The 20022-nt window shown below is 73.1% G+C and carries 18 protein-coding genes and 3 pseudogenes; 13 read left to right on the plus strand and 8 right to left on the minus strand.

Annotation, left to right across the window (positions count from 1 at the left end):
* Positions 1-11: 11 nt before the first annotated feature.
* The gene (locus ACIQMJ_RS31855; protein WP_499764693.1) at positions 12-1595 is read left to right on the plus strand and encodes a lipase family protein; all 1584 of its coding nucleotides are present in this window, start codon (positions 12-14) and stop codon (positions 1593-1595) included.
* Between the two features lie 10 nt (positions 1596-1605).
* On the opposite strand, the gene ACIQMJ_RS31860 is transcribed toward ACIQMJ_RS31855, so the two are convergent.
* Positions 1606-2082: a hypothetical protein gene (locus ACIQMJ_RS31860; RefSeq protein ID WP_499764694.1), complete on the minus strand. Its 477-nt coding sequence runs from the start codon at positions 2080-2082 to the stop codon at positions 1606-1608.
* A gap of 114 nt (positions 2083-2196) precedes the next feature.
* Here ACIQMJ_RS31860 and ACIQMJ_RS31865 point away from each other — a divergent pair, with 114 nt between their 5' ends.
* From ACIQMJ_RS31865 to ACIQMJ_RS31885, 5 genes are all read left to right on the plus strand, one after another.
* Entirely contained in the window at positions 2197-2610 is a 414-nt protein-coding gene (locus tag ACIQMJ_RS31865) for a hypothetical protein (RefSeq protein WP_499764695.1), read from the plus strand.
* Positions 2611-2789: 179 nt separating this feature from the next.
* Complete coding sequence (locus tag ACIQMJ_RS31870; protein WP_499764838.1) at positions 2790-3347, plus strand: RNA polymerase sigma factor; 558 nt, start codon at positions 2790-2792, stop codon at positions 3345-3347.
* 212 nt (positions 3348-3559) lie between these two features.
* A complete protein-coding gene (locus ACIQMJ_RS31875) occupies positions 3560-3763 on the plus strand; it encodes a hypothetical protein (RefSeq protein WP_499764696.1) in 204 nt (67 codons plus the stop codon).
* A gap of 96 nt (positions 3764-3859) precedes the next feature.
* Positions 3860-6475 (plus strand): CHAT domain-containing protein, encoded by a 2616-nt coding sequence (locus ACIQMJ_RS31880; protein ID WP_499764697.1) that lies wholly within the window; start codon positions 3860-3862, stop codon positions 6473-6475.
* Positions 6476-7154: 679 nt separating this feature from the next.
* A complete protein-coding gene (locus ACIQMJ_RS31885; RefSeq protein WP_499764698.1) occupies positions 7155-8096 on the plus strand; it encodes a DUF6461 domain-containing protein in 942 nt (313 codons plus the stop codon).
* A gap of 50 nt (positions 8097-8146) precedes the next feature.
* Here ACIQMJ_RS31885 and ACIQMJ_RS31890 read toward each other — a convergent pair whose 3' ends face one another.
* Positions 8147-8368, minus strand: coding sequence for a hypothetical protein (locus tag ACIQMJ_RS31890; RefSeq protein ID WP_499764699.1), 222 nt, complete (start codon positions 8366-8368; stop codon positions 8147-8149).
* A 161-nt stretch (positions 8369-8529) separates the two neighbouring features.
* Between ACIQMJ_RS31890 and ACIQMJ_RS31895 the strand changes: the two genes are divergently transcribed.
* Positions 8530-8928 carry an STAS domain-containing protein gene (locus tag ACIQMJ_RS31895; RefSeq protein ID WP_499764700.1) on the plus strand — a complete coding sequence of 133 codons (399 nt, stop codon included), beginning with the start codon at positions 8530-8532 and terminating at the stop codon, positions 8926-8928.
* Between the two features lie 4 nt (positions 8929-8932).
* Here the strand turns inward: ACIQMJ_RS31895 and ACIQMJ_RS31900 are convergent, their stop codons facing one another.
* Positions 8933-10519 (minus strand): serine/threonine-protein kinase, encoded by a 1587-nt coding sequence (locus tag ACIQMJ_RS31900; protein ID WP_499764701.1) that lies wholly within the window; start codon positions 10517-10519, stop codon positions 8933-8935.
* Positions 10520-10653: 134 nt separating this feature from the next.
* On the opposite strand from ACIQMJ_RS31900, the gene ACIQMJ_RS31905 reads away from it, so the two are divergent.
* Positions 10654-10884 carry a hypothetical protein gene (locus ACIQMJ_RS31905; RefSeq protein WP_499764702.1) on the plus strand — a complete coding sequence of 77 codons (231 nt, stop codon included), beginning with the start codon at positions 10654-10656 and terminating at the stop codon, positions 10882-10884.
* Positions 10885-10888: 4 nt separating this feature from the next.
* On the opposite strand, the gene ACIQMJ_RS31910 is transcribed toward ACIQMJ_RS31905, so the two are convergent.
* Positions 10889-11311 (minus strand): DUF6292 family protein, encoded by a 423-nt coding sequence (locus ACIQMJ_RS31910; protein ID WP_499764703.1) that lies wholly within the window; start codon positions 11309-11311, stop codon positions 10889-10891.
* 146 nt (positions 11312-11457) lie between these two features.
* Complete coding sequence (lexA, locus tag ACIQMJ_RS31915) at positions 11458-12120, minus strand: transcriptional repressor LexA (RefSeq protein ID WP_499764704.1); 663 nt, start codon at positions 12118-12120, stop codon at positions 11458-11460.
* A gap of 92 nt (positions 12121-12212) precedes the next feature.
* Between lexA and ACIQMJ_RS31920 the strand changes: the two genes are divergently transcribed.
* A complete protein-coding gene (locus tag ACIQMJ_RS31920; protein WP_499764705.1) occupies positions 12213-12884 on the plus strand; it encodes an enoyl-CoA hydratase-related protein in 672 nt (223 codons plus the stop codon).
* 128 nt (positions 12885-13012) lie between these two features.
* On the opposite strand, the gene ACIQMJ_RS31925 is transcribed toward ACIQMJ_RS31920, so the two are convergent.
* Positions 13013-13855 carry a putative PEP-binding protein gene (locus tag ACIQMJ_RS31925; protein ID WP_499764706.1) on the minus strand — a complete coding sequence of 281 codons (843 nt, stop codon included), beginning with the start codon at positions 13853-13855 and terminating at the stop codon, positions 13013-13015.
* On the opposite strand from ACIQMJ_RS31925, the pseudogene ACIQMJ_RS31930 reads away from it, so the two are divergent.
* Together ACIQMJ_RS31930 and ACIQMJ_RS31935 are read left to right on the plus strand one after the other, a co-directional pair.
* A pseudogene (locus tag ACIQMJ_RS31930) lies at positions 13773-14584 on the plus strand (hypothetical protein); the annotation flags it as partial. The gene ACIQMJ_RS31925 and the pseudogene ACIQMJ_RS31930 overlap by 83 nt on opposite strands.
* A gap of 27 nt (positions 14585-14611) precedes the next feature.
* On the plus strand, positions 14612-15676 hold the full coding sequence (locus ACIQMJ_RS31935) for a cobalamin-independent methionine synthase II family protein (RefSeq protein WP_499764707.1): 1065 nt from the start codon (positions 14612-14614) through the stop codon (positions 15674-15676).
* A gap of 368 nt (positions 15677-16044) precedes the next feature.
* Here ACIQMJ_RS31935 and ACIQMJ_RS31940 read toward each other — a convergent pair.
* Positions 16045-16275 (minus strand): annotated as a pseudogene (locus ACIQMJ_RS31940) (helix-turn-helix transcriptional regulator); the annotation flags it as partial.
* A gap of 1113 nt (positions 16276-17388) precedes the next feature.
* Here ACIQMJ_RS31940 and ACIQMJ_RS31945 point away from each other — a divergent pair.
* Complete coding sequence (locus ACIQMJ_RS31945) at positions 17389-17586, plus strand: hypothetical protein (RefSeq protein ID WP_499764708.1); 198 nt, start codon at positions 17389-17391, stop codon at positions 17584-17586.
* A gap of 518 nt (positions 17587-18104) precedes the next feature.
* Positions 18105-18797 carry a TetR/AcrR family transcriptional regulator gene (locus ACIQMJ_RS31950; RefSeq protein WP_499764709.1) on the plus strand — a complete coding sequence of 231 codons (693 nt, stop codon included), beginning with the start codon at positions 18105-18107 and terminating at the stop codon, positions 18795-18797.
* A 569-nt stretch (positions 18798-19366) separates the two neighbouring features.
* On the opposite strand, the pseudogene ACIQMJ_RS31955 reads toward ACIQMJ_RS31950, so the two are convergent.
* Positions 19367-19986: pseudogene (locus ACIQMJ_RS31955) on the minus strand (DUF899 family protein).
* Between the last annotated feature and the right edge of the window lie 36 nt (positions 19987-20022).

Genomic DNA, 20022 nt, shown 5'->3' on the forward strand with positions numbered 1-20022 from the left:
GTCCTGGTGTCGTGACCTCCTCCACCGCCCCCGGCCCCGTCAGACGCCCCGGCACGCTGCTGCGCGCCCGCCCGCTCGCGGCGCGGTTGCGGCCGGACCACGCGCTGGCCGCCTACCGGGTGTTCTACCAGGGCGTGGGGTACGACGGGCGCGGCCGGCTCGTCACCGGGTCGGTGTTCGTGCCCGACGGCACTCCCCCGCCCGGCGGCTGGCCCGTCATCAGCTACGCCCACGGCACGACGGGGCTGTCCGACCGCACCGCGCCGTCGCGCACCGGGCTGCTCCGGCTGGAGCGGTCGCACATCGCGGCGTGGCTCGCGGCCGGCTACGCGGTCGCGGCCACCGACTACGAAGGTCTGGCCACGCCGGGCCCGCACCCGTACTTCCACGGCGAGGCGGTGGCCGACGACGTGGTGGACATCGTCCGCGCCGCCCGCGGGCTTCCCCACCCGCTGTCGGACCGCTGGCTCGTCGCGGGTTTCTCCCAGGGCGGCCACGCCGCGCTGTTCACCTCGCTGATCGCCACCGGGTACGCGCCGGAGCTGGACTTCCTCGGCACGCTCGCGCTCGCGCCGCCGGTGCACCTGGTGCGCGTGATCGCCACCCGGACCAGCGACGCGGCGGCGGCCGTCTGCCCGTTCGTGCCGATCGTGCTGGCGGGCATGCGCACCCGGTACCCGGACTTCTCCCCCGGTTTCCTCACCGACCGGGGCACGTCCCTGGTCGACCTGGCCGAACGGGTGTCGCTGGTGGAGATGTTCCGCGCGACGAGGGCGATCACCAACGACGAGACCGGCATGACCGACCTGACGCGGCACGACCACGTGGCCCGGGTGCTGGACGAGTGCCGCGTGCCGGTGACGAGGCTGGACCGGCCGGTGTTCCTGGCGGCGGGCGGCGCCGACGAGGTCGTGCCGCCCGCGGTGATCCACGACTTCGCCGACGACATCGCGGCGGCGGGCAGCACCGTGCACCTGGCGACGTACCCGGAGGCCGACCACGGCTCGGTGCTCACCGCGGCGCACCCCGACGCGGCGGAGTGGGCGGGCGCGGTCACCGGGCACCGCGTCGTCCCGGTCGCGCCGGCGCCGCGCTTCGACCTGCTGGACGCGACCGGTGACGGCTACCTGCGCCGGGACGACTACGAGGTCTTCGCGCTGCGCCTGGTCCAGTCGTTCGGCCACCCGCCGCGCTCGGCCGCCGCGATGGCCGTCCGCGCCGGTTACCGGGCGTTGTGGCGCGCGCTGGCCGCGGAGTCCGACACCGACGACGACGGCCGGGTCGACAAGGCCGAGTTCCTGGCGTGGGCGGCCCGCGCCACGCACATCGAATTCGACCGGACCCTGCGACCGCTGGCGGCGGCCGTGCTGGCCCTGGTGGACGCGAACGGGACGGGTGTGGTGGAGCGGGACGAGCTGCTGACCCTGACGACCCGGTGCGGCGTGCCCGACGACGACGCCCGCGCCTTGTTCGACGACCTCGACGCGGACCACCGCGGCACGGTCGAGACGGCCGAGGTCGTCCGCGCCATCAGGGAGTTCTGCCTCGACCCCCGGCCCGGTCACCCCGGTCACTGGCTGTTCGGCCGGTTCTGATCCCCCGGCGTCAGGTCTGCGGCCACATCGAGTAGACGAGGTTGTCCTCGTCGGCGCACACGACCTGCGGCAGGGCTGGTTCGGGGACCTGGTTGCACGTCATCGTGCCGACCACCAGCGGCGGGCGTCCCGGGGTGGGGTCGCGGCGCTCGGCGTAGTAGTCGACCAGGACGCCGGCGGCCTGGTCGCACGTGAGGCGGCCGGACGGGGTCTCCACGACGACGGCCAGCATCGGCTTGCCCAGCGCGCCGGGGAACGCGTCGTGGCAGTACTGGGCGGGCGCGGCCTCGTCGATCGTCGGCAGCGGCACGGGGGTCGGCTGGGACGTCCGGGTCGGCTCGGACGTCCGCTCACGAGCGGTCGCGGTCGTCGTGGTCGTGGTCACCGGTCCGGTGCCGGAGCTCGACCCGGACACGGTGGTGGAACAGCCCGTGACCAGGGCGAGGACGGCGGCGGCCAGCACGAGCGGCGGTACGGGGGTCTGCACGGGGACTCTGACGCGCCGGCGGGGCCCGCGGTTGCGCGCCGGCGCACGTCACAGCGCGATAACGGTTGGGGTGGGTGCACGCGGCGGATCGGCCGTCCGGGTTTGCTGTGCGCCATGAACACGAAGGTCGCGTCCGTGCTGTTGGTCCTGGGGTTGGGCGCATCCCTGATCGCTTGCTCCAGCAAGGAGGACGAGTTCGTCGCCGAGCTGAAGGCGGCCGGCTTCACCTCGGTGGGCGAGCCGCGCAGCGAGTCCGAGAAGAAGAGCAAGAAGATCGGCAAGCGGACGATCAAGTCCTCGCAGAAGGTCTTCGAGGTGACGGTCCGGGTCAAGGGCTGCGACCTGGAGTTCGCGAAGGTGTCCGGGCAGGCCGGCTACTGGCTGGACGAGCTGCACGTCAACGGGCAGGAGCCCGACTGGCCCGGCTACCCGGAGAACCTCAAGCAGCAGGACGTCGTCGCCGTGTTCGCGGGCGACCAGCCCAAGCCGGACGGCTTCGAGGACTGCTACAAGCCCACCGAGCCGTAGGTCCGCGGCACGCGCCACGAGCCCCGCCCTCGACCACGACGGCGGGGTTTTCGCATGTCGGCCGCATTACTGCGGGTGATTTGCCGCGTGGTCGTGGTGGTGTAGCGGGTGGCCGAGAGGGAGTGGTGGCACTGGACCGGGAACCGCACTGGGAGCCGTCGGAGCGGCACACCGCCCGCATGACCGCCGCGCGGGCCGGTGACCGCGCGGCCCTGGACGCGCTGATCGCCGACTTCACGCCGCTGGTGTGGCACGTCGCGCGCGGGCACGGGTTGGACCGCGAGACGGCGGAGGGCGTGGTGCAGACGGTGTGGCTCGCGCTGCTGCGGCACCTCGGCCGGTTGGAGGACCCGGGGGCGCTGGCCGGGTGGCTCGTCGCCGCGACGTGCCGCGAGGCGCAGCGGAGCTGGACGCCGGACCGCCGTGCGGCGGCGGTGACCGACGCGCCGGCGGAGCTGGTGAGCGAGCACGGCCTGCCCGAGGACGCCACGCTGCTCGACGAGCGCGACCGGCGGCTGTGGCGGGCGTTCGGCCGGCTGTCGCAGAAGTGCCAGGAGCTGCTGCGCCTGACCGTGCTGGCGGGCCGCCCGGAGTACCACCCGGTCGCCGACGCGCTCACGCCGGGACGGGGCCGCGTCGGGCCGGCCAAGGACCGCTGCCTGGACGTGCTGCGGGCGCACCTCGACGCCGAGACCGAGTGGCCGGCGGGCCTCGCGAGCACGCCCGAACAACCCTGACCACGCATTACCTGAATGGGTGATAGTTGGGGTGGTTTACGCACGGCAGGAGTGCGTCGCCTACCGGATGTGCGAAATTCCCTCTCCGTCGTTACGCCGTTGTGCCACTATTGCCCTGTTCGAGCGGTACGAGGGGCCCGCCGAACCTGACTCAGAGCAATCGCCTGAGTCGCTTGTCAGGCCGAGACAGATCCCAGGGGAGGGAGATCGTTTTGTCTACGCCCACCGAGACCAAGACCGACTTCGCGGACGAGAGCGTCGAGCAGGTCGCCGTCGTGACGCCGGTCGTGCCGGAAACCGAGCAGGACGGGCAGGAACACCAGCACGACCACACGCACCACGAGCACACCCACGAGGACGGCGAGCTGTCCCCGCTGTGCTCGGGTGGCGGCTGCGTGACGAAGACGTCGGCGTGACGCCCGCGTTCTGACCTGTCAACGGTGATAACGCCCGCCGGCCGGTTACCCGGCCGGCGGGCGTTGTCGTGTGGCGTTCTGTGATGTCATAGATAGGTGCCGGTAACCGCTACTCGTGACGAAGCCCTGGTCATCCGTGAAGCGCGTGAACTGCACCGTCGTGGAGTCGACGCGTCGTGCGCCGGACGGCACCACGATGCGGTGAAGTTGCTCCGCCGTGGGCAGAGCCTGGCGGACGCGGTGGACCCCGGTGATCCGGACACCCGGTCCGACTGGCTCGTCACGCGGATCCGGTTGTCCTCGACGCTGTCGGCGCTGGCGGCGGAGACCGCCGGACCCGCCGCGGGGTTGGACGGGCTGGCGGGCGTCCGGCGGCTGATCGACGACGTGGCCGACCCGCTCGTGCGGGAGGAGCTGACCGGCGGTGTCGAGCACAACCGCGGTCTGCTGATGCTCAACGGCGGCCTGATCGAGGATGCCATCACCGCCTTCGACTCCGCGCTCGCCCACTACGACCGGCGCCTCGCGATCGGCGAGCTCACGGCACCCCTGGCCGACATGATCGCGAAGTCGCTGCGGAGCAGGGGGACGGCGCACACCCGGCTGGGGTTCGTGCGCCAGGCGCGGCAGGACCTCACCAAGGCCGTCGCGCTGGCGACCGAGCACGGGTTGCTGGAACGGGCGGCCGACGCCAACCACGCGGTCGGGCTGTTGGACCTGCGGGTGGGCGACGTCCCGGCGGCGCTGCGGCGCTACGAGCTCATCGAGCGGTCGTACCGGGCGCAGGGCCTCGACGTGCCCGCGCTGCTCGGGTTGAACCGGGCACAGGCGTTGATGGCCGCCGGACTCGCCGACGAGGCCGGTGACCAGCTCGACGCGCTGCTGCCGGTGATGCGCGCCGAGCACAGCATCACCCGCGACCTGGCCGACGTGGAGCTGTACCGGGCCGTCGCCGCGTACATGACCGACGACCTCGAACCGGCCCGCACCATGGCCTCCTCGGCACGGCAGCGGATGCGGCGCTGGGGCTGCGAGACCTGCGTCGCGAACGCCACGATCATCGGGCTGCGCGTGGACACCCGGCTGGCGCTGCGGTCGGGGCGGGTGTCCCGGTCGCTGCCCCAGCGGGCGCTGGACTTCGCCGACACGCTGCCCGTGCCCCGGCTGGCCGAGCAGGCGGCGCTCGCGCGGATGCTCGCGGCGCGGCTGGAGATCCGGCGCGGCGACGTCGACGCGGCGCGGGACATCCTCGACCGGGTGCCCCGGCCGGGCAAGCTCACGCCCATCGACTACCGGATGCTGCGCCGGCTGTGCCGCGCCGAGCTCGCCGTGGCCCGCGGCCGGCGGGGCGCCGCGCTCGCCGAGATCCGGGGCGGGCTGACCGACCTGGACCACGTGCGCGACCGGATGGGCGGCCTGGAGCTGCTGTCGGGCACCGCGCTGCACGGCCGTGAGCTGGCCGAACTGGCCGTGCGGCTGGTGCTGGAGGGCGGCAACGCGCGCCGGCTGTTCTCCTGGCTGGAGCGCACGCGGGCCCAGACCTACCGCTACGAGCCGTTGAGCCACGTCGACGACCCCGAGCTGGCCGAGCGGATCGCCGAGGTGCGCAGCCTCACGCAGTCGATCCACCAGGCCGAGCACGACGGCCACTCGACCACCGCGCTGCGCGCCCGCCGGGCCGAGCGGCTGCGCGAGGCCAACCGGCTCGGCTGGCACACCGGCCGGTGGGGCAGGTCGCGGCCGGTCGCCGAGCTGACCGACGTGATGGCACGGCTGGGCGAGCGGGCCCTGGTCAGCTTCGCCTCGTCCGGTGACTCCCTGGTCGCGGTGGTCGTGGTGGGCTCCGACGTGCGGCTGGCCCGGCTCGGGTCGGCCGAGCAGGCCGCGGAGAGCGCCCGGATGCTGAACGCGGACCTCAACGCGCTCGCCCCCGACCACCTGCCGGCGCCGTTGGCGCAGGTCATGGAGGCGTCGGCGCGCAAGCAGGCGGACCGGCTCGACGCGCAGCTGATCCGGCCGCTGGCCGAGGTGGTCGGCGAGCGTGAACTGGTGGTCGTGCCGACCGGCGCGCTGTACGCGGTGCCGTGGGGCGTGCTGCCGACGTTGCGGGGCCGACCCACCGTCGTGGCGCCGTCCGCGACCGCGTGGCTGGCCGCGGACCGGGCCCGCAGCGCGCCCGCGGGCCGGACCGTGCTGGTGCGCGGCCCGGGGCTGCCCGCCGCGGTGGGCGAGATCGACAAGCTGGGCGCGCACTACGCCACCGCCGCGCTGCTGTCGGACGAGCGGGCCTCGGTCGACGACGTGCTCAAGGCGTTGGACGGCGCGGAGATCGCGCACTTGGCCGCGCACGGCGTGCACGAGCCGGAGAACGCCCTGTTCTCCCGGCTGGAGCTGACCGACGGCCCGGTCTACGCGCACGAGATGGCCCGTCTCGCGCACCCGCCGCGGCAGGTCGTGCTGGCCGCGTGCGAACTCGCCCTGAACCGGATCCGCCCCGGCGACGAGCCGCTGGGGTTCGCCAGCGCCCTGCTGGCCAGCGGCTCGCAGATGGTGGTCGCGCCGCTGAGCCGGGTCGGCGACCAGGCGTGCGCCGCCGCGATGGACGACTACCACCGCCGCCTGGCCGCCGGCGCGCGACCGGCCGTGGCCCTGGCCGACGCCATCGCGGTCGACCCGCTGCGCCGCCCGTTCGTCTGCCTGGGCAGCGGGTAGGCGCTCCCGTCCGGCGTCGGGCAGTGGGTCAGCCGCCGAGGACCTGCCGGATGGCGGTGGCCACGTGGTGGGCCTGGATGTCCCGACCGCGGGTGTTGGGGTGCAGGTACCAGGGCAGCGCTGGTCGAGGAAGTTGACCTCCGACCGCTCGAACAGGCCGCCGATGCCGTGCTCGGCGCCGTCGCAGGCGGTGTTGTCGCCGGTGACGGCGTCAGGTCGACGAAGGTGGCGTCGTGCTCGGCGGCCTTGGCGCGCATCAGGTCGTTCAGGCGTCCCTGGATCCGGTCGACCACGGGCAGGGCTTCGAACGGGATGTCGGCCAGGGGCCTGTCGGCCTGCCCCGGCGCGGGGGTGTGGCACTGGACGATGTCGGCCGGCACGATCGCGCGATAGCCGACCAGCACGGCCGCGGCAGCCGGCGAGGAGAAGCCGATCCGGTCGAACGACTCCAGGCCACGGCCCCGCCAAGTCGTCGTCACCACTGCGATCCCCTGTCCGTCCAGCCGGCACGCTTCCGTCCACTTCGGACGGACAGCGGCGGTCGCCGGTTCCGGCGGCCCGCGGAGCAAGCCGGGCACGAACCGCACCGGCCCGCCGGCGGCGGGAACGAACTCCACCCGGTTCGGTGATCTTCCGCTGCTAGGCTCGCCCGCTCCGTTGTGGCTTCGAGGGGGACGACGTGAGCACGATCGAGGACTTGGCGTGGGCGGACGGGGACCCGGGTGACGAGCAGGAGCTCGACGAGGTCTTCTGCCTCACCTTCATCAAGGGCGTGGACGAGGCCGAGGCGTTGCGGCGGATGGGCGCGCTGCCCGACACCGTCGCGACCCGGACCGCGCAGGACATCGGGGAACTGCACGACTTCGACCACGGTTACCCCACCGTGGCCTCGGCCCTGTCGCTCGGCGCGTGGACCGTCGTGTTCGAGCCGAGCGGTTTCGAGGGCTCGCACCTGGTCGAGGCGCTGTCCCGCGGCACCGAGGCGGTGTCCGTGCTGCGGCACGACTACGCCTCCCCGTCGTTCGGCTACGCGGTCGACGGGCGGCTGATCACCGAGTTCGACCCGACGTTCCCGGCCACGCGCGACGGCGAGGACCCCGACCTCCTGCTCCCCCGGATGCTCGAAGTCGGCTTCACCGAGGACGACGACGGCAACTTCGACAACACCACCGCCCGCTGCCTGCTGCTCGTGGAGCACATCACCGGGGTGCTGCCCACCTTCGACGCGCTGACCGGCCCGTTGACCAGCGCGCACATCGAGCGCTGGTTCAGCGAAGGACCCAAGCAGCCGGCGTCGCGGCCGGGTCTGGACGAACCCGTCGACGCCGTGGCCGAAGTGCGGCGGCTCACCGACCGGCACGGCCTGACCGGCACGCCGGGGCTCGCCGACGCGCTGGCGGCGGCCGAACGCGGCGAGCACGTCGTCGTCGCCCCCGACAGCCCGCTCGGCCGGCACGTCCGCGCCTGGCTCACCGAGTCCAGCCGCGCCGGGTGGTCGCTGAACGACCACGGCGGGCGGCACCGGATGACCGAGGAGCAGCGCGGCCGGGGGTTCGAGCTGGGGTGGCTCGCCCTCGCGCTGGGCGCGGCCCTGCGGCCCGACCTGGTGCACGGGCGCTGAAAACCCGAAAGGCCGCCACCCGCGGGGGTGGCGGCCGGTGCTCCGCGTCGTCAGGAAGCGTCGTTCAGGTCGAGCAGGGCGGCGGCGGTGCGGAAGTACTTGTTGCGGCCGAGGTCGCGGACGGTCTTGATGCCGAACGCGGTCTTCAGCGCCTCGGCGTCGGCTTCGCTGACCCCGGACAGGGCCGCGACCGGCGCGTCCAGCACGTCGGACAGCGTGCCGTCCTCGTACTTCTTGTCCAGCACCTTGGCCAGGTCGACGGTGAGTGCCATCAGGTGAACTCCTCCTCGATGTCGTGACCCACGGTTACCCCCGCTCGTGCGCGCCCACACCTCGCGCCGCCGGCACGTCCGCGCGTTGGCGGTGTCGCCGAGGCGTCGAACGGGTAATGGTGGGAGGCGGTGATGCGGCCGGATCGGGGTGAGGGAGCGGCGTGCACGGGGATGTCGATCAGCCGTCGGTGACGGTCCGCGAGGTCGGTGAGGACGGCGTGGTGGTCGCCGCCGTGCACGGCGACTTCGACGTCGACACGTTCCGCGACGTGCGGGAAGCGCTGTTCACCTGCCTGAACGGCCGCGCGTCCGCGCTCGTGGTCGACCTGGGCGACGTGGGGTTCTTCGGGTCGATGGGCATCGCCGTGCTGGTGGAGGCGCGGCAGCGGGCCGACGTCGTGGGCGCGGAGTTCGCGGTGGTGGCGGGCAGGCGCTCGGTCGCGCGGCCGATCCGGGTGACCGAGACCGAGGACCTGCTGCGGCTGCACCGCACCCGCGAGGAGGCGCTGGACGCCGTGCGCGACCGGTCCGGGCGTGAGTTCTCCTGGTGGTCCTCGTGACGGTTCAGGACCGGGCCAGGTCGACGACGAGCAGGCGCCCGTCCCGCGCCACGACGACCATCCGGTAGCTCTCGGTGACCGGATCGCCGTCCTCGGGCGCGAGTTCGAGGGTCAGGTGGGCGGTGAACGTGGCGCCGTTCGCGGCCACCTCCGGTTCGCCCTGCACCGTGACCTCCTCGTAGGCGTCCCAGAACTGGTCGTCCTCCCACTCCGAGGGGCGGCTCTCCGGGGCCCAGTTCTCCCGTGCCGCGGCGGGGTCGTGCGGGAGGTCGGCGAAGTGGTCGCGGACGAAGGCGGCGACGGTGGCGGTGTCGGGGAGCTTCGTCGTCGCGGCCGTCGTCGTCGGCTCGGCGGAGGGTTCGGTGGTGGGCGCGTCCGACGTCGTCGGGTAGGTCTCGGGCGCGGTGGCGGACGGCTCGGCGGCGGTCGGGCTCGTCTCGGACGTGGGTGAGGACGCGGCTTTCCGGTCGTCGCCGCTGAACGACGCGATCACCACGGTGACCGCGACGGCGACCACCGCGACGGCCGCGAGGACGGGCACCGACCAGCGTCGTCGGTGCGAGTCGGAGGCGGGTGGCGGGGAGGTGGGCGGATGGGCGCGGGTGGACGGCGCGGCCGTGGGCGCAGAGATGGGCGCAGAGATGGGCGCGGAGGTGGGTGCGGAGGTGGGTGCGGAGGTGGGCGCGGAAACGGGAGCGGACCGCTCGGGACCGGGCCAGGCCCTGGTGGGTGGCGGGGCGGCACCCGGCCGGCCGGTCCCCGGCACGGCCCTGGTCGGCGGCGGGGTGGTGCCGGTGAGGGCGGTCAGGTCGCGGCTCGCCTGGTCGGCCGTGGGGCGGGCGGCGGGGTCGTTGGCCAGCAGCCTGGTCAGCAGCGGGGTCAGGGGGCCGGTCCTCGTCGGTGGGACGATCCGGCCGCCGGCGATCCGGTGCAGCATGCCCAGGTCGTTGTCACCCGCGCCGAACGGTGGCCGGCCCTCCACCAGGGCGTAGAGGGTCGCCCCGAGCGAGAACACGTCGGCCGCCGGGGTCGGGTCCGCGCCCCGGGCCAGTTCCGGCGCGAGGTAGGCCAGGGTGCCCGCCAGCATCCCGGTCCGGGTGACGGTCACGTCGCCGACCGCGCGGGAGATCCCGAAGTCCGTGATCTTCACCGTGCCGTCCGCGGCGATCAGCACGTTGCCCGGCTTGATGTCGCGGTGCACGACGCCCGCCCGGTGGGCGGCGGCCAGCGCGGCGGCGACGTGACCGCCGATCCGGGCGGCCTCGACGGGCGGCAGCGGGCCGCGTTCGGCCAGGACGGCCGCCAGGCTGCGCGAGGGCAGGTACTCCATCACCAGGCACGGCTTGCCGTCCTCGACCACCACGTCGAACACGCCGACCGCGTTCGGGTGTTGCAGGCGCGCGGCGATGCGGGCCTCGCGCAGCGCCCGCCGGCACGCCTCGTCCACCTCGGCCGCGTCCAGGCCGGGCAGCAGCAGCTGCTTGATGGCGACGTCCCGGTGCAGCAGCTCGTCGTGCGCGCGCCACACCACGCCCATCGCGCCGCTGCCGAGCCGTTCCAACGGGGTGTAGCGGTTGCCGACCTGGTCCACGGCGGCAGAGGCTAGCCGAGTCGGCGCGCCCGCAAGGCGACTTGCCGAAGACGCGGCGGTCCCCCGAAGGCCGGTCGACGGCCGAGCGGACCGGACCCGCTCGACTACGCTCGACGGGGTCGGGAGGAGAGGCCGTGACGGACGAGGAGCTCGTGGTCGAGTTCGCCCTGACCCGGCTGGACAACCCGGGCCTGGACCTGGAGGAGATCGCCGCGCTGGTGGTCCGCCGGGTGGGGCACGAGCAGATGCTCGACTTCGCCTCGCGCAACCTCGCCACGCGCGGTGAGCTGCGGGGTGCGGCGTTCCCGTCCGCGGTCGAGCACGTGCTGCGGGTGCTGCTGACCCTGCGCGGCCCCGGCGACTGACCGGTCAGAGCACCTTCGCGGGCGCGCGATCGGCGTACTGGACCAGCAGGTCGGCCAGGTGGTCCTCGGCGGGCATGGCGGGCGGCACGGGGCGGTCGGCGCGACGGCCCGCGACCAGCTCCGAGACGAACACCGTGACCGCCTCGGGTGACGGCAGCACCGGCGGACCCAGGTAGGTCAGCGGGACGAGGTCCGCGCCCCGGCCCACCTCGATCCCGGCGCACCAGCCCGTGTGCTCGTCCCAGACCAGCGCCAGGTCGTTGTCCGGGTGGCGCGGCACCCGCTGGTCCAGGGCGATGTAGGCGGTGGCGTCGGGCGCGCACTCGTACCAGCACGACTCCAGGTCGATGCCCAGCCGGCGGGCGATCAGCCGCAGGTACTGCCGCAGACCTCGGTCCTCCGGGCCGTCCGCCTCGATCCCGACCATCGACGACCTCCGCCCGCGGCGACGCCGCGGCTCGCGCACCATCTCGATTGGACCCAGTCTGCATCCACTCGACTACCTACGGCATTAGTCCATTCGGATGAGAGACGGTGACGCGAGGTGTCCGCCGATCGCCGTAAGGCGGGGTTTCAGACGCTGCGCAGCACCGACACGACGACACCCAGCACGACGGCCCGGTCCCCGTCGATGACGTCGTAGGCCGGGTTGCGCGGCTCCAGCCGGACGTGCCCGTTGCGGCGGTTGTAGACCTTGACGGTCGCCTCGCCGTCGATCATGGCGGCGACGATCTGACCCGAGTGCGCCTCGTGCTGCTGCCGCACCACGACGATGTCGCCGTCGCAGATCGCCGCGTCCACCATCGAGTCACCGCGCACCCGCAGGCCGAAGACGGTGCCGCGGCCGGTCAGGCCGCGGGGCAGTTCCAGCACGTCGTCCACGTGCTCCTCGGCCGCGATGGGCGCGCCGGCGGCGATGTGGCCGACGACGGGCACGGGCACCGAGTCCTCGCCGGACCGCCGCGCGGACGGCTCGTGCAGGAACAGGCGCACGTCGATCGGTCGCGACACCGTCGTGCCGCGGCGCAGGAAGCCCTTCTCCTCCAGCGCCGCCAGGTGCTTGGACACCGAGGACGACGACCGCAGGCCGACCGCGTCGCCGATCTCGCGCGTGCTCGGCGAGTACCCGTGCCGGACCACCCAGTCGCGGATCGCCGCCAGGATGTGCTGCTGGCGCGGCGGGAGGGCGGAGGTGTCCAGGTGCTCGAACGCGTCAAGATCGTCGTAGGCGGTCACCCGCGCGATGATAGAGAAGGGTGACGTCGGCCCCGCCCGGGCATTAAGTTACCGGCTGGTAGCCCCCTTGTCCGGACCCCGGAGGAACTCCCATGCCGACGCTCGACCGCCAGGACGACGTGTTCATCCTCGACATCGGGGACACCGAGAACCGGTTCCACCCCGACTGGATCGCCTCGGTCGACGCCGCGCTCGGCGAGGTGGAGCGCGCCGAGGGCGCCCGCGCCCTGGTCACCACCGCCACCGGCAAGTTCTTCTCCAACGGCCTGGACCTCGACTGGCTGATGGCCCACGGCGAGCACCACCGCGACTACGTCGTGTCGGTGCACGGGCTGTTCGCCCGGGTGCTGTCGCTGCCGGTGATCACCGTGGCCGCGCTCCAGGGGCACGCGTTCGCCGCCGGCGCGATGCTGTCGCTGGCGCACGACTTCCGCGTGATGCGCGCCGACCGCGGGTTCTGGTGCCTGCCCGAGGCCGAGATCGGCATCCCGTTCACACCGGGCATGTCGGCGTTGATCCAGGCGCGGCTGGCGCCGCGGACCGCGCACGAGGCCATGACGACCGCCCGCCGCTACGGCGGCCACGACGCCCTCGCCGCCGGCATCGTGGACCGGGCCGCGGACGAGGACGCCCTCCGGTCGACCGCCGTCGACATCGCCGCCGCGCAGGCCGGCAAGGCCGGGCCGACTCTGGGCACCATCAAGTCGCGCATGTACGCGTCCGCGCTGGACGCGTTGCGGGACAAGGACGAGCCGCTCGGCTGAGTCGCCGAGGGAGTGGCCTCCGACCCGGGGGTCGACGTCGGAGGCCACTCCGGGGCAGCGGCCGACCGGCGCGTGCGCGGTCGTGCTGCGGCGTGGTGACAGCGCGGCGCCGCGGGCGTGCCGTCGCGTCACCGTGCTTCGTGGGCGTCCCGGGCGAGTTGGCGCAGCTCGGCGGTGCACATCATGAACCGGTCCGCCGGCAGGTGCTTGAAGTAGTAGCCCACGTCCCCGCCCAGCGCGAACACGTGCACCGGGACACCGGCCCGGCGGCCCGCCTCCACGGACTGGCGCAGGCCGGACATGACCGCCGGGTGCCGCGTCTGGTACGACGAGGCGACCCGGTGGTTGCCCCGGTCCGCCGCCAGGTAGAACTGGGTCAGGTCCTTCGTGCCCACGAAGATCTCGCTCGCGCCCGCGGCGAAGAACTCCGCCGCCGAGTGGACCGCGGCCGGGGTCTCCACGAACACCGACAGCGGCACGTCGTCGGGCAGGTCGAGCCGGACCCGCAGGCGCAGGAACTCGTCCTGGTCGTTGATGAACGGCACCGCGAAGCTCAGGCGGGCCGCGTCCGGGCCCAGGCTCTCCCGCACGTGCGCGCGCAGAGCCCGGAACGCGTGCGGGTAGAACGGCTCGTGCAGCAGCCACCGCGCGCCGTGCAGGCCGAGTTCCGGGTTCGACTCGTGGTCGACGTCCACGTCGTTGGTGATCTGCGCGGCGTCGTCCGACCGGAGGTCGAGCAGCCGCATCACCAACCGCTGTCCCGGCAGGAGCTCCGCGACGATCGCGCACAGCTCCGCGCCGATCGCCGCGCCGTAGCGCTCGGCCTCGGGCACGCCCGCGCGCAGCGCGTCGAGCGGGCTCAGCCCCGAGGCGAGGCAGACGAACTCCTCGGTGATCGGCGACAACGTGGCCAACACGCTGCTCGGCCACGACGCCAGGGAGACCCCGATCCAGGGCATCGCGGCGGGCATCGCGTTCGCGTTCGTCAGCGGCGTCGCGGGCACGTTCACCGCGTGCAACATCGCCGCGTTCGGCGCCGTCGCCCCGATGCTCGGCTCCGCCGGGACGCGCTGGGCGAAGCTCGTCGCCACGCTCAAGCCGGTCGGGTGGCCGGCCGCCGGCATGATCCCGGTGTCGGCGCTGTACGGGGTGCTGGTCGGGATCGTCGGCACCCGGATGCCGCAGTTCTCCACCGCCGCCACCGCGCCGGGCACGCTGAGCGGCCGCAGCGTCCAGTCGTTGATCGTGTTCGGCGTCATCGGCCTGGTCGTGGTCTACCTGGGCCTGGCCGCCCTCGGCCTGGTGCGCGACCCGTTCCGCAAGGTCTCCCAGCGCTTCCCGAACGCCCCGGTGGTGTTCATGGGCGTGCTCATCGGCGGTTTCTGATCGGTCGCCCGTTCGGGCTGTTCCGGCAGATGTTCCGTGACGCGGCGGAGAGCCACAACCCCCTGTACGGCGCAGCGGCGTTCACCCTCCAGTCGGTCGGCAACATCGTCATCATGGCCCTACTGTTCCTCGTGCCGGCGTACTTCACCGGCGGCCGTTTGCAGCGGTGGCTCTCGGCCAAACCGGGCCGGATCGCCGCCGTCACGGCGGTCGCGCTGATCATCGCCGGCGTCTTCACCTTCCTGTACTGGGACATCAGGCTGCCGGCCCGCCGGGAGATCATCCCGTGGTACCCGACGGCTCCGTGGACCTGATCGCGTCGAGGGGAACGGACGACAACCATGGGCATTCCGACCGAACCGATCGGCAGCGTGCCGCGTCCCGCGGAGCTCATCCAGGGCTTCCAGGACCACGCGGCGGGGCGCATCGACGCCGCCGAACTGCGGGAGCTGACCGCCAAGGCGCTGGCGGACACGGTCAGCCTGTTCGAGGCGACCGGCTCGCCGGTGATCACCGACGGCGAGCAGGACAAACCGAGCTTCCTGACCTACCCGGTGGCGGGCATACCGGACCTGGCGGCGGGCGGCGCGGTGGTGCCGTTCGCCGACGGGCACACCCGGGAGCTGCCCGTGCTGACCAGCGGGCCGTTCCGCTACGCCGCGCACGCGGCCGACCTGCTGCGCGCCACGCAGCGGCTCACGTCGCTGCCGGTGAAGCAGCCCGTCATCGCGCCGTCGGCGCTGAGCCTGCTCTACCCGGCGGGCGGCATCGACGGCTACTCGCGGGAGCAGTTCACCGCCGACCTCGTCGACGAGACCGAGGCCGACGTCCGGGCGTGCCTGGACGCGGGCGCGGCGGTGGTGCAGCTCGACTTCACCGAGGGGCGGCTGTCGCTCAAGCTCGACCCGTCGGGCGGGCTGCTGCGCGACTTCGTGGCGCTGAACAACGCGGTGCTGGAGCGGTTCTCCGCCGAGGACCGGACCAGGATCGGCGTGCACACGTGCCCCGGCGGCGACCAGGACTCCACGCACAGCGCGGACGTCGACTACGCCGACCTGCTGCCCGAGCTGTTCCGGATCAAGGCCGGCCGGTTCTACGTGCAGCTGGCCAGTGAGCCCGACCGCCGCCGGGTGCTCGGGATCATCGCCGAGCACCTGCCCGCCGACGCGCGCGTCTTCGTCGGCGTGACCGACCCGATCGACCCGCGGGTCGAGTCGGCCGAGGAGGTGCGCGACCGGGTGCTGGAAGCGGCGGAGTTCATCCCGGTCGGGCAGCTGGGCACGTGCGACGACTGCGGGTTCGCCCCGTTCGCCGACGACACGTCCACCTCGCGCGACACGGCGTTCGCCAAGATCGCCGCGCGCGTCGAGGGCACCAGGCTGGCCGAGGCCGCGCTGGGCGCCTGACCCGCGCCACCACGACGCCGGGACCACTGCGGGATGCGGTGGTCCCGGCGTCGTTCCACATCCGTCCACACCGGACTGACCGGCGATCGGGAACGCGAAGAGCAACGTGCGAGAGGAGGAACGCCGACGCGTAACCCGACCCAGCAGAGAACGCCGGGTGCCGCCGCCGTTCCCTCGGTCCCGCCCCCGACACCGGTGGCGGGGCGCGAGCAGGGACGAGCCCAGCCGGTCGACCGCGAACCCCGGCAGCGCGTGCCGGTCTCCAGCGGGTTGTCGAAGTCGGGCAGCGCGACGGCCGCCAGCAGGCCGCTGGTCTCCGGGTTGCGGTACTGCGTCGGCGAGAGGCCCACCGCGCGGGTGAACCTGGCGGTGAACGTGCCCACGCTGCTGTACCCGATGGTGGCGACGATGTCGGCGACGTTCATCCACGTGGTCAGCAGCAACCGTTCCGCCTCGAACAACCGGACCGCGGTCAGGTACCGGCCCGGCGGCACGCCCACCGCCGCGTGGAACAAGCGGGAGAAGTGGAAGGGACTGACCAGTGCGGCGCCCGCGACATCGCGCAACGTGAGCGGTTCATAGTAGTTCGCACGCATCATGGTGATGGCGCGCTGGACGGCATCGTGCACGGTCGTTCCTTTCGGCCTGAACCGCGGTCGGACGGGTTCGCGGCACGGCGCCACCGCGGCCGGACATAGTCATACCGGCTGGTCGCGGTCCGGAGGAAAGCCGCGACGGCGCGGCGCGAACCTATCAACTCGCTTTTTCGTGAATACGGCGGTCACTACCCGGTGTGCCGATCTTCACCACCCCGGATGGCCTTTGTGCGGAGCCCCCATAACTCCGCAGCGAGAAGGACGTTATCAGGGCGTCGGGCCATGGGTGATTACCTGCGAACCAGTACCGCACTTTGTGAGACGGCCAGCAGCCGTTGCGGGCAACCGGTACGGCCGCGCAGGTCAGCCGGACGGCACCCGATCGCCGAGGTGGCCCACCGCCCACCACGGTGGGCGACCAAGCGTGCGGTGTGGCGGGTATGCCGCGACGCGCCCGCACGCCGAGTACCTCGATCGCCGCAGGGGCGTCCCGTCCGACTCCCGTAGACCGTGCCCGCAGGTCGATCGCGGTCATGCCGCCGTCACTCCACCCTGCACCCGGCACCACCCGTCGGCACACCCGCCACCGTCTCACGACCGGCCGGTTCCGCCCCATAGCGAGGCGTGACCACCACGCGCGGCGACCGCGTCGACGCCCGACCAACCGGCCGTTCACCTGTAATGCGCAACGGATATTCCCGGACGCCGCACACCGTGCCCGGTCCCGCGCGATTCGAGCGGAACGGCCGGGACCATTACCCCATCAGCCTGACCGGAACGGACCCGGCGAAAACCGGAGTGCGCGATCCGCCTCCCGCATCGGGATCCCGCAGGCTCGGCGCCGACCCGATTCGACCGGCCGGCGGGCGTCGTCGAGCCGACTACCCGGCGCGATGCGACCACCGCCCACCACTTCGTCCATTCGCCGCGGGACGACCGCGCGAGCACCACCCTTGCCCGCCCGTTGAGCCTGCTTTAGTGTTGCCGACAAGCCGGTAGGGATGGTTCCCTTGCATTTGCGCGACCAGTCGACCGGTTTCGCGGGCGCACGTGCGGCGGACCCCGGCGCGCCGAAGCCAGGAAATCCGGCTCCACGCCGAAATCGGGAAGGGTGGAATGAGTGCAGACGCGCGCATCGGCGGCCAGGCGGTCGCCGGCGGCTCCGCCCACCCCGCGCCCCCATCGTCGATCACCCGCCCGGCCCTCCCCGCGGCCACCGGGCTGATTCGCGTCCTCAAGCCCACCGCGGAGCCGGTACCCCAGGCCGGCTCCCCGGTGGCGCCCGCGGTGGTGGAGGAGAAGTCGGCGAACTGAGTCGTCCGCTCCACCACGGGCGAGGCAGCGGCAATCCCCCGACCGCTGCCTCGCCCCACTGACGCGACCACCCGTGAGCGAGCAGTCCGAAGTGGACTTCCCGGGGGCTGGTCCGCTTTGCTGCCAAGGTTTTCGGTCGATCCGAACACGCGATGCACAAGATCCGACAGCGCGTCGGTTCGGCACGCCGAACGGTCCGGGGAGCGAGGGTTCGACGACCGCGCGCCACCGCTGCGCTGCGTCACCGCGAGAGGCGAGGGCGCACACGCCGTGCCGCTCCGGCGACCGCGCGCCCGCCCAGTCGCCAAGCCCGTCAGCACGGACAGGCCCCCGAGACCCCTGCCACCCGCAAGTGGCGACTCCGCCGCTCCGGGCGATCCGAGGGCGGGTCCAAGCGCGCCGACGGGCGCGTCCACGTGGCCGGCGACCCCGATCGGGGTACGCGCGTCACACGATTGCCACGCCCGTAGCATAACGACGTTACACAACGAATAACGCCGTTGTGCAACACTGTCAAGGTGAGTCCACGCAAGCTGGATCCCGAAACCCGTGCCTCGCTGGTCGACATCGCCGCGAGGCTCCTGGCCGAGCACGGCGCCGAGGCGCTGTCCACCAGGAAGATCGCGGCCGAGGCCGGCACGTCGACGATGGCCGTCTACACGCACTTCGGCAGCATGAGCGGCCTGGTCCGGGAGATGGTGCACGAGGGCTTCGCCCGGCTGGAGCGCCAGTTCGCGAAGGTGCGCCGGACCGACGACCCGGTCGCGGACATGGCGGTGCTCGGCTACGCCTACCGGCAGAACGCCAAGGCGAACTCGCACCTGTACGCGGTGATGTTCGGAGGCCAGTCGCTGGCCGGGTTCTCGCTCACCGAGGAGGACCGCCAGTACGGCCGGTACACGCTGCTCACGGTCGAGGACTGCGCCACCCGCTGCATCGAGGCGGGCCGGTTCCGCCGGGACGACCCGATCCTGATCGCGCACGAGATGTGGATCGCCACGCACGGCCTGGTCAACCTCGAACTCGGCGGCTACCTGGTCGACCCGGTCGACGCCGACCGCTGCTACGACACGATCCTGAACAGCCTGCTGCTCGGCGTCGGCGACGACCCCCGGTCGGTGTCGACCTCGATGACGGCCTCCCGCAGGCGCAGGCGGCGCGAGGTCGAGGCCGACCCGGAGCCGGCCGAGGCGGTCGCCGGCCCGCGCTGACACGTCGCCCGGCGCGGCGGGCGGGGCGAACGGGCCCCGGGTGAACGCGGGCAGCCGGCGCCCCGGGGCGTCGCTCCAGTCCAGCGCGGTGATCTGCGCGGAGCTGCGACGCCCGACCAGTGCCCGGTGGACGTCGTGCCGCGGCGCGGCGCGCGTCACCACGGGCGCGCCCGTGCCGCAGACCACTCCCCGCCGTCGCACAGCACCGGACCGGCGGCAGGCCGTGCACGGGCGACGCGTCGGCGGCCGGGACCTCCGGCGGTGCGACGGACGCCTGGCGCAGTGCGGTCACCACGTTGTCCACCACGCGCGCCACGAGGTCGCGCACCGTCCACTCACGACAACTCGGGACGCGGACATCCGCACCCGCGGCCGGCTCGGCCGGCAGCGCCGCGAAGTTCTCCCGGACGGTGCGGCAAGCGACGTCGTCCGTGACCCGTGCCCAGCTCGTTCCCGGTATCGGTCGTGCTCCTCATCGTCGTCGTGGAGTGCGAAGAACGTCTCGCCCCCGAGGGGCGGGTACGACGCCAGCGCGGGCGCCGAGCCGTGTGCCGGCCCTGCCCCCGCGCTCACAAGACGTCGATCGGGTCGGCCCGGCCGCCCGCGGCTACGCCTGCTGGTACCTGGTGCCGTTCCACCAGTTGTCGCCCGGCCCGTGCGAGTCCTCGGCGTCGTAGCCGTCCTTGAAGCGCCACCAGTCCCACGGGTGGTCGAGCTGGTCCCCCTGCCGACCGAGGTGGGTGATGTCGAGGTAGTTGTAGAAGCTCTTGAAGATGTCCCCCGCCGCGGTCGAAGATCGAGTAGGTGAAGATGACGGCGTCGCCCTCGCGGTAGAACGCGCTGACCCCCGGCGACTCGCCCATCTCGGTGGAGACCTCGTAGTCGTGGTTGAAGTCGCTGCCGAACGACGAGTACCACGGGATGGTCCAGCCCATGCGCTGCTTGAACGGCTCGAAGTCCGCCACCGGCGCGCGCGAGATCATCACGAACGTGGTGTCGCGGGCCCACATGTGCGCGAGCTCGCCGACGCTGTCGGCCTGCATCGAGCAGCCGATGCAGCCCTCCTTGGCCCCGGGCTGAACATGTAGTGGCGGACGATGAGCTGGCGGCGGCCCTCGAACAGGTCCAGCAGCATGAGCCGACTGCCGCCGGGCCCCTCGAAGGTGTAGTCCTTCTCCACCTTGACCATCGGCAGCCTGCGACGTTCCTCGGCGATCACGTCGCG

The sequence above is a fragment of the Actinosynnema sp. NPDC091369 genome (assembly GCF_044757065.1).
Lineage (GTDB): Bacteria > Actinomycetota > Actinomycetes > Mycobacteriales > Pseudonocardiaceae > Actinosynnema.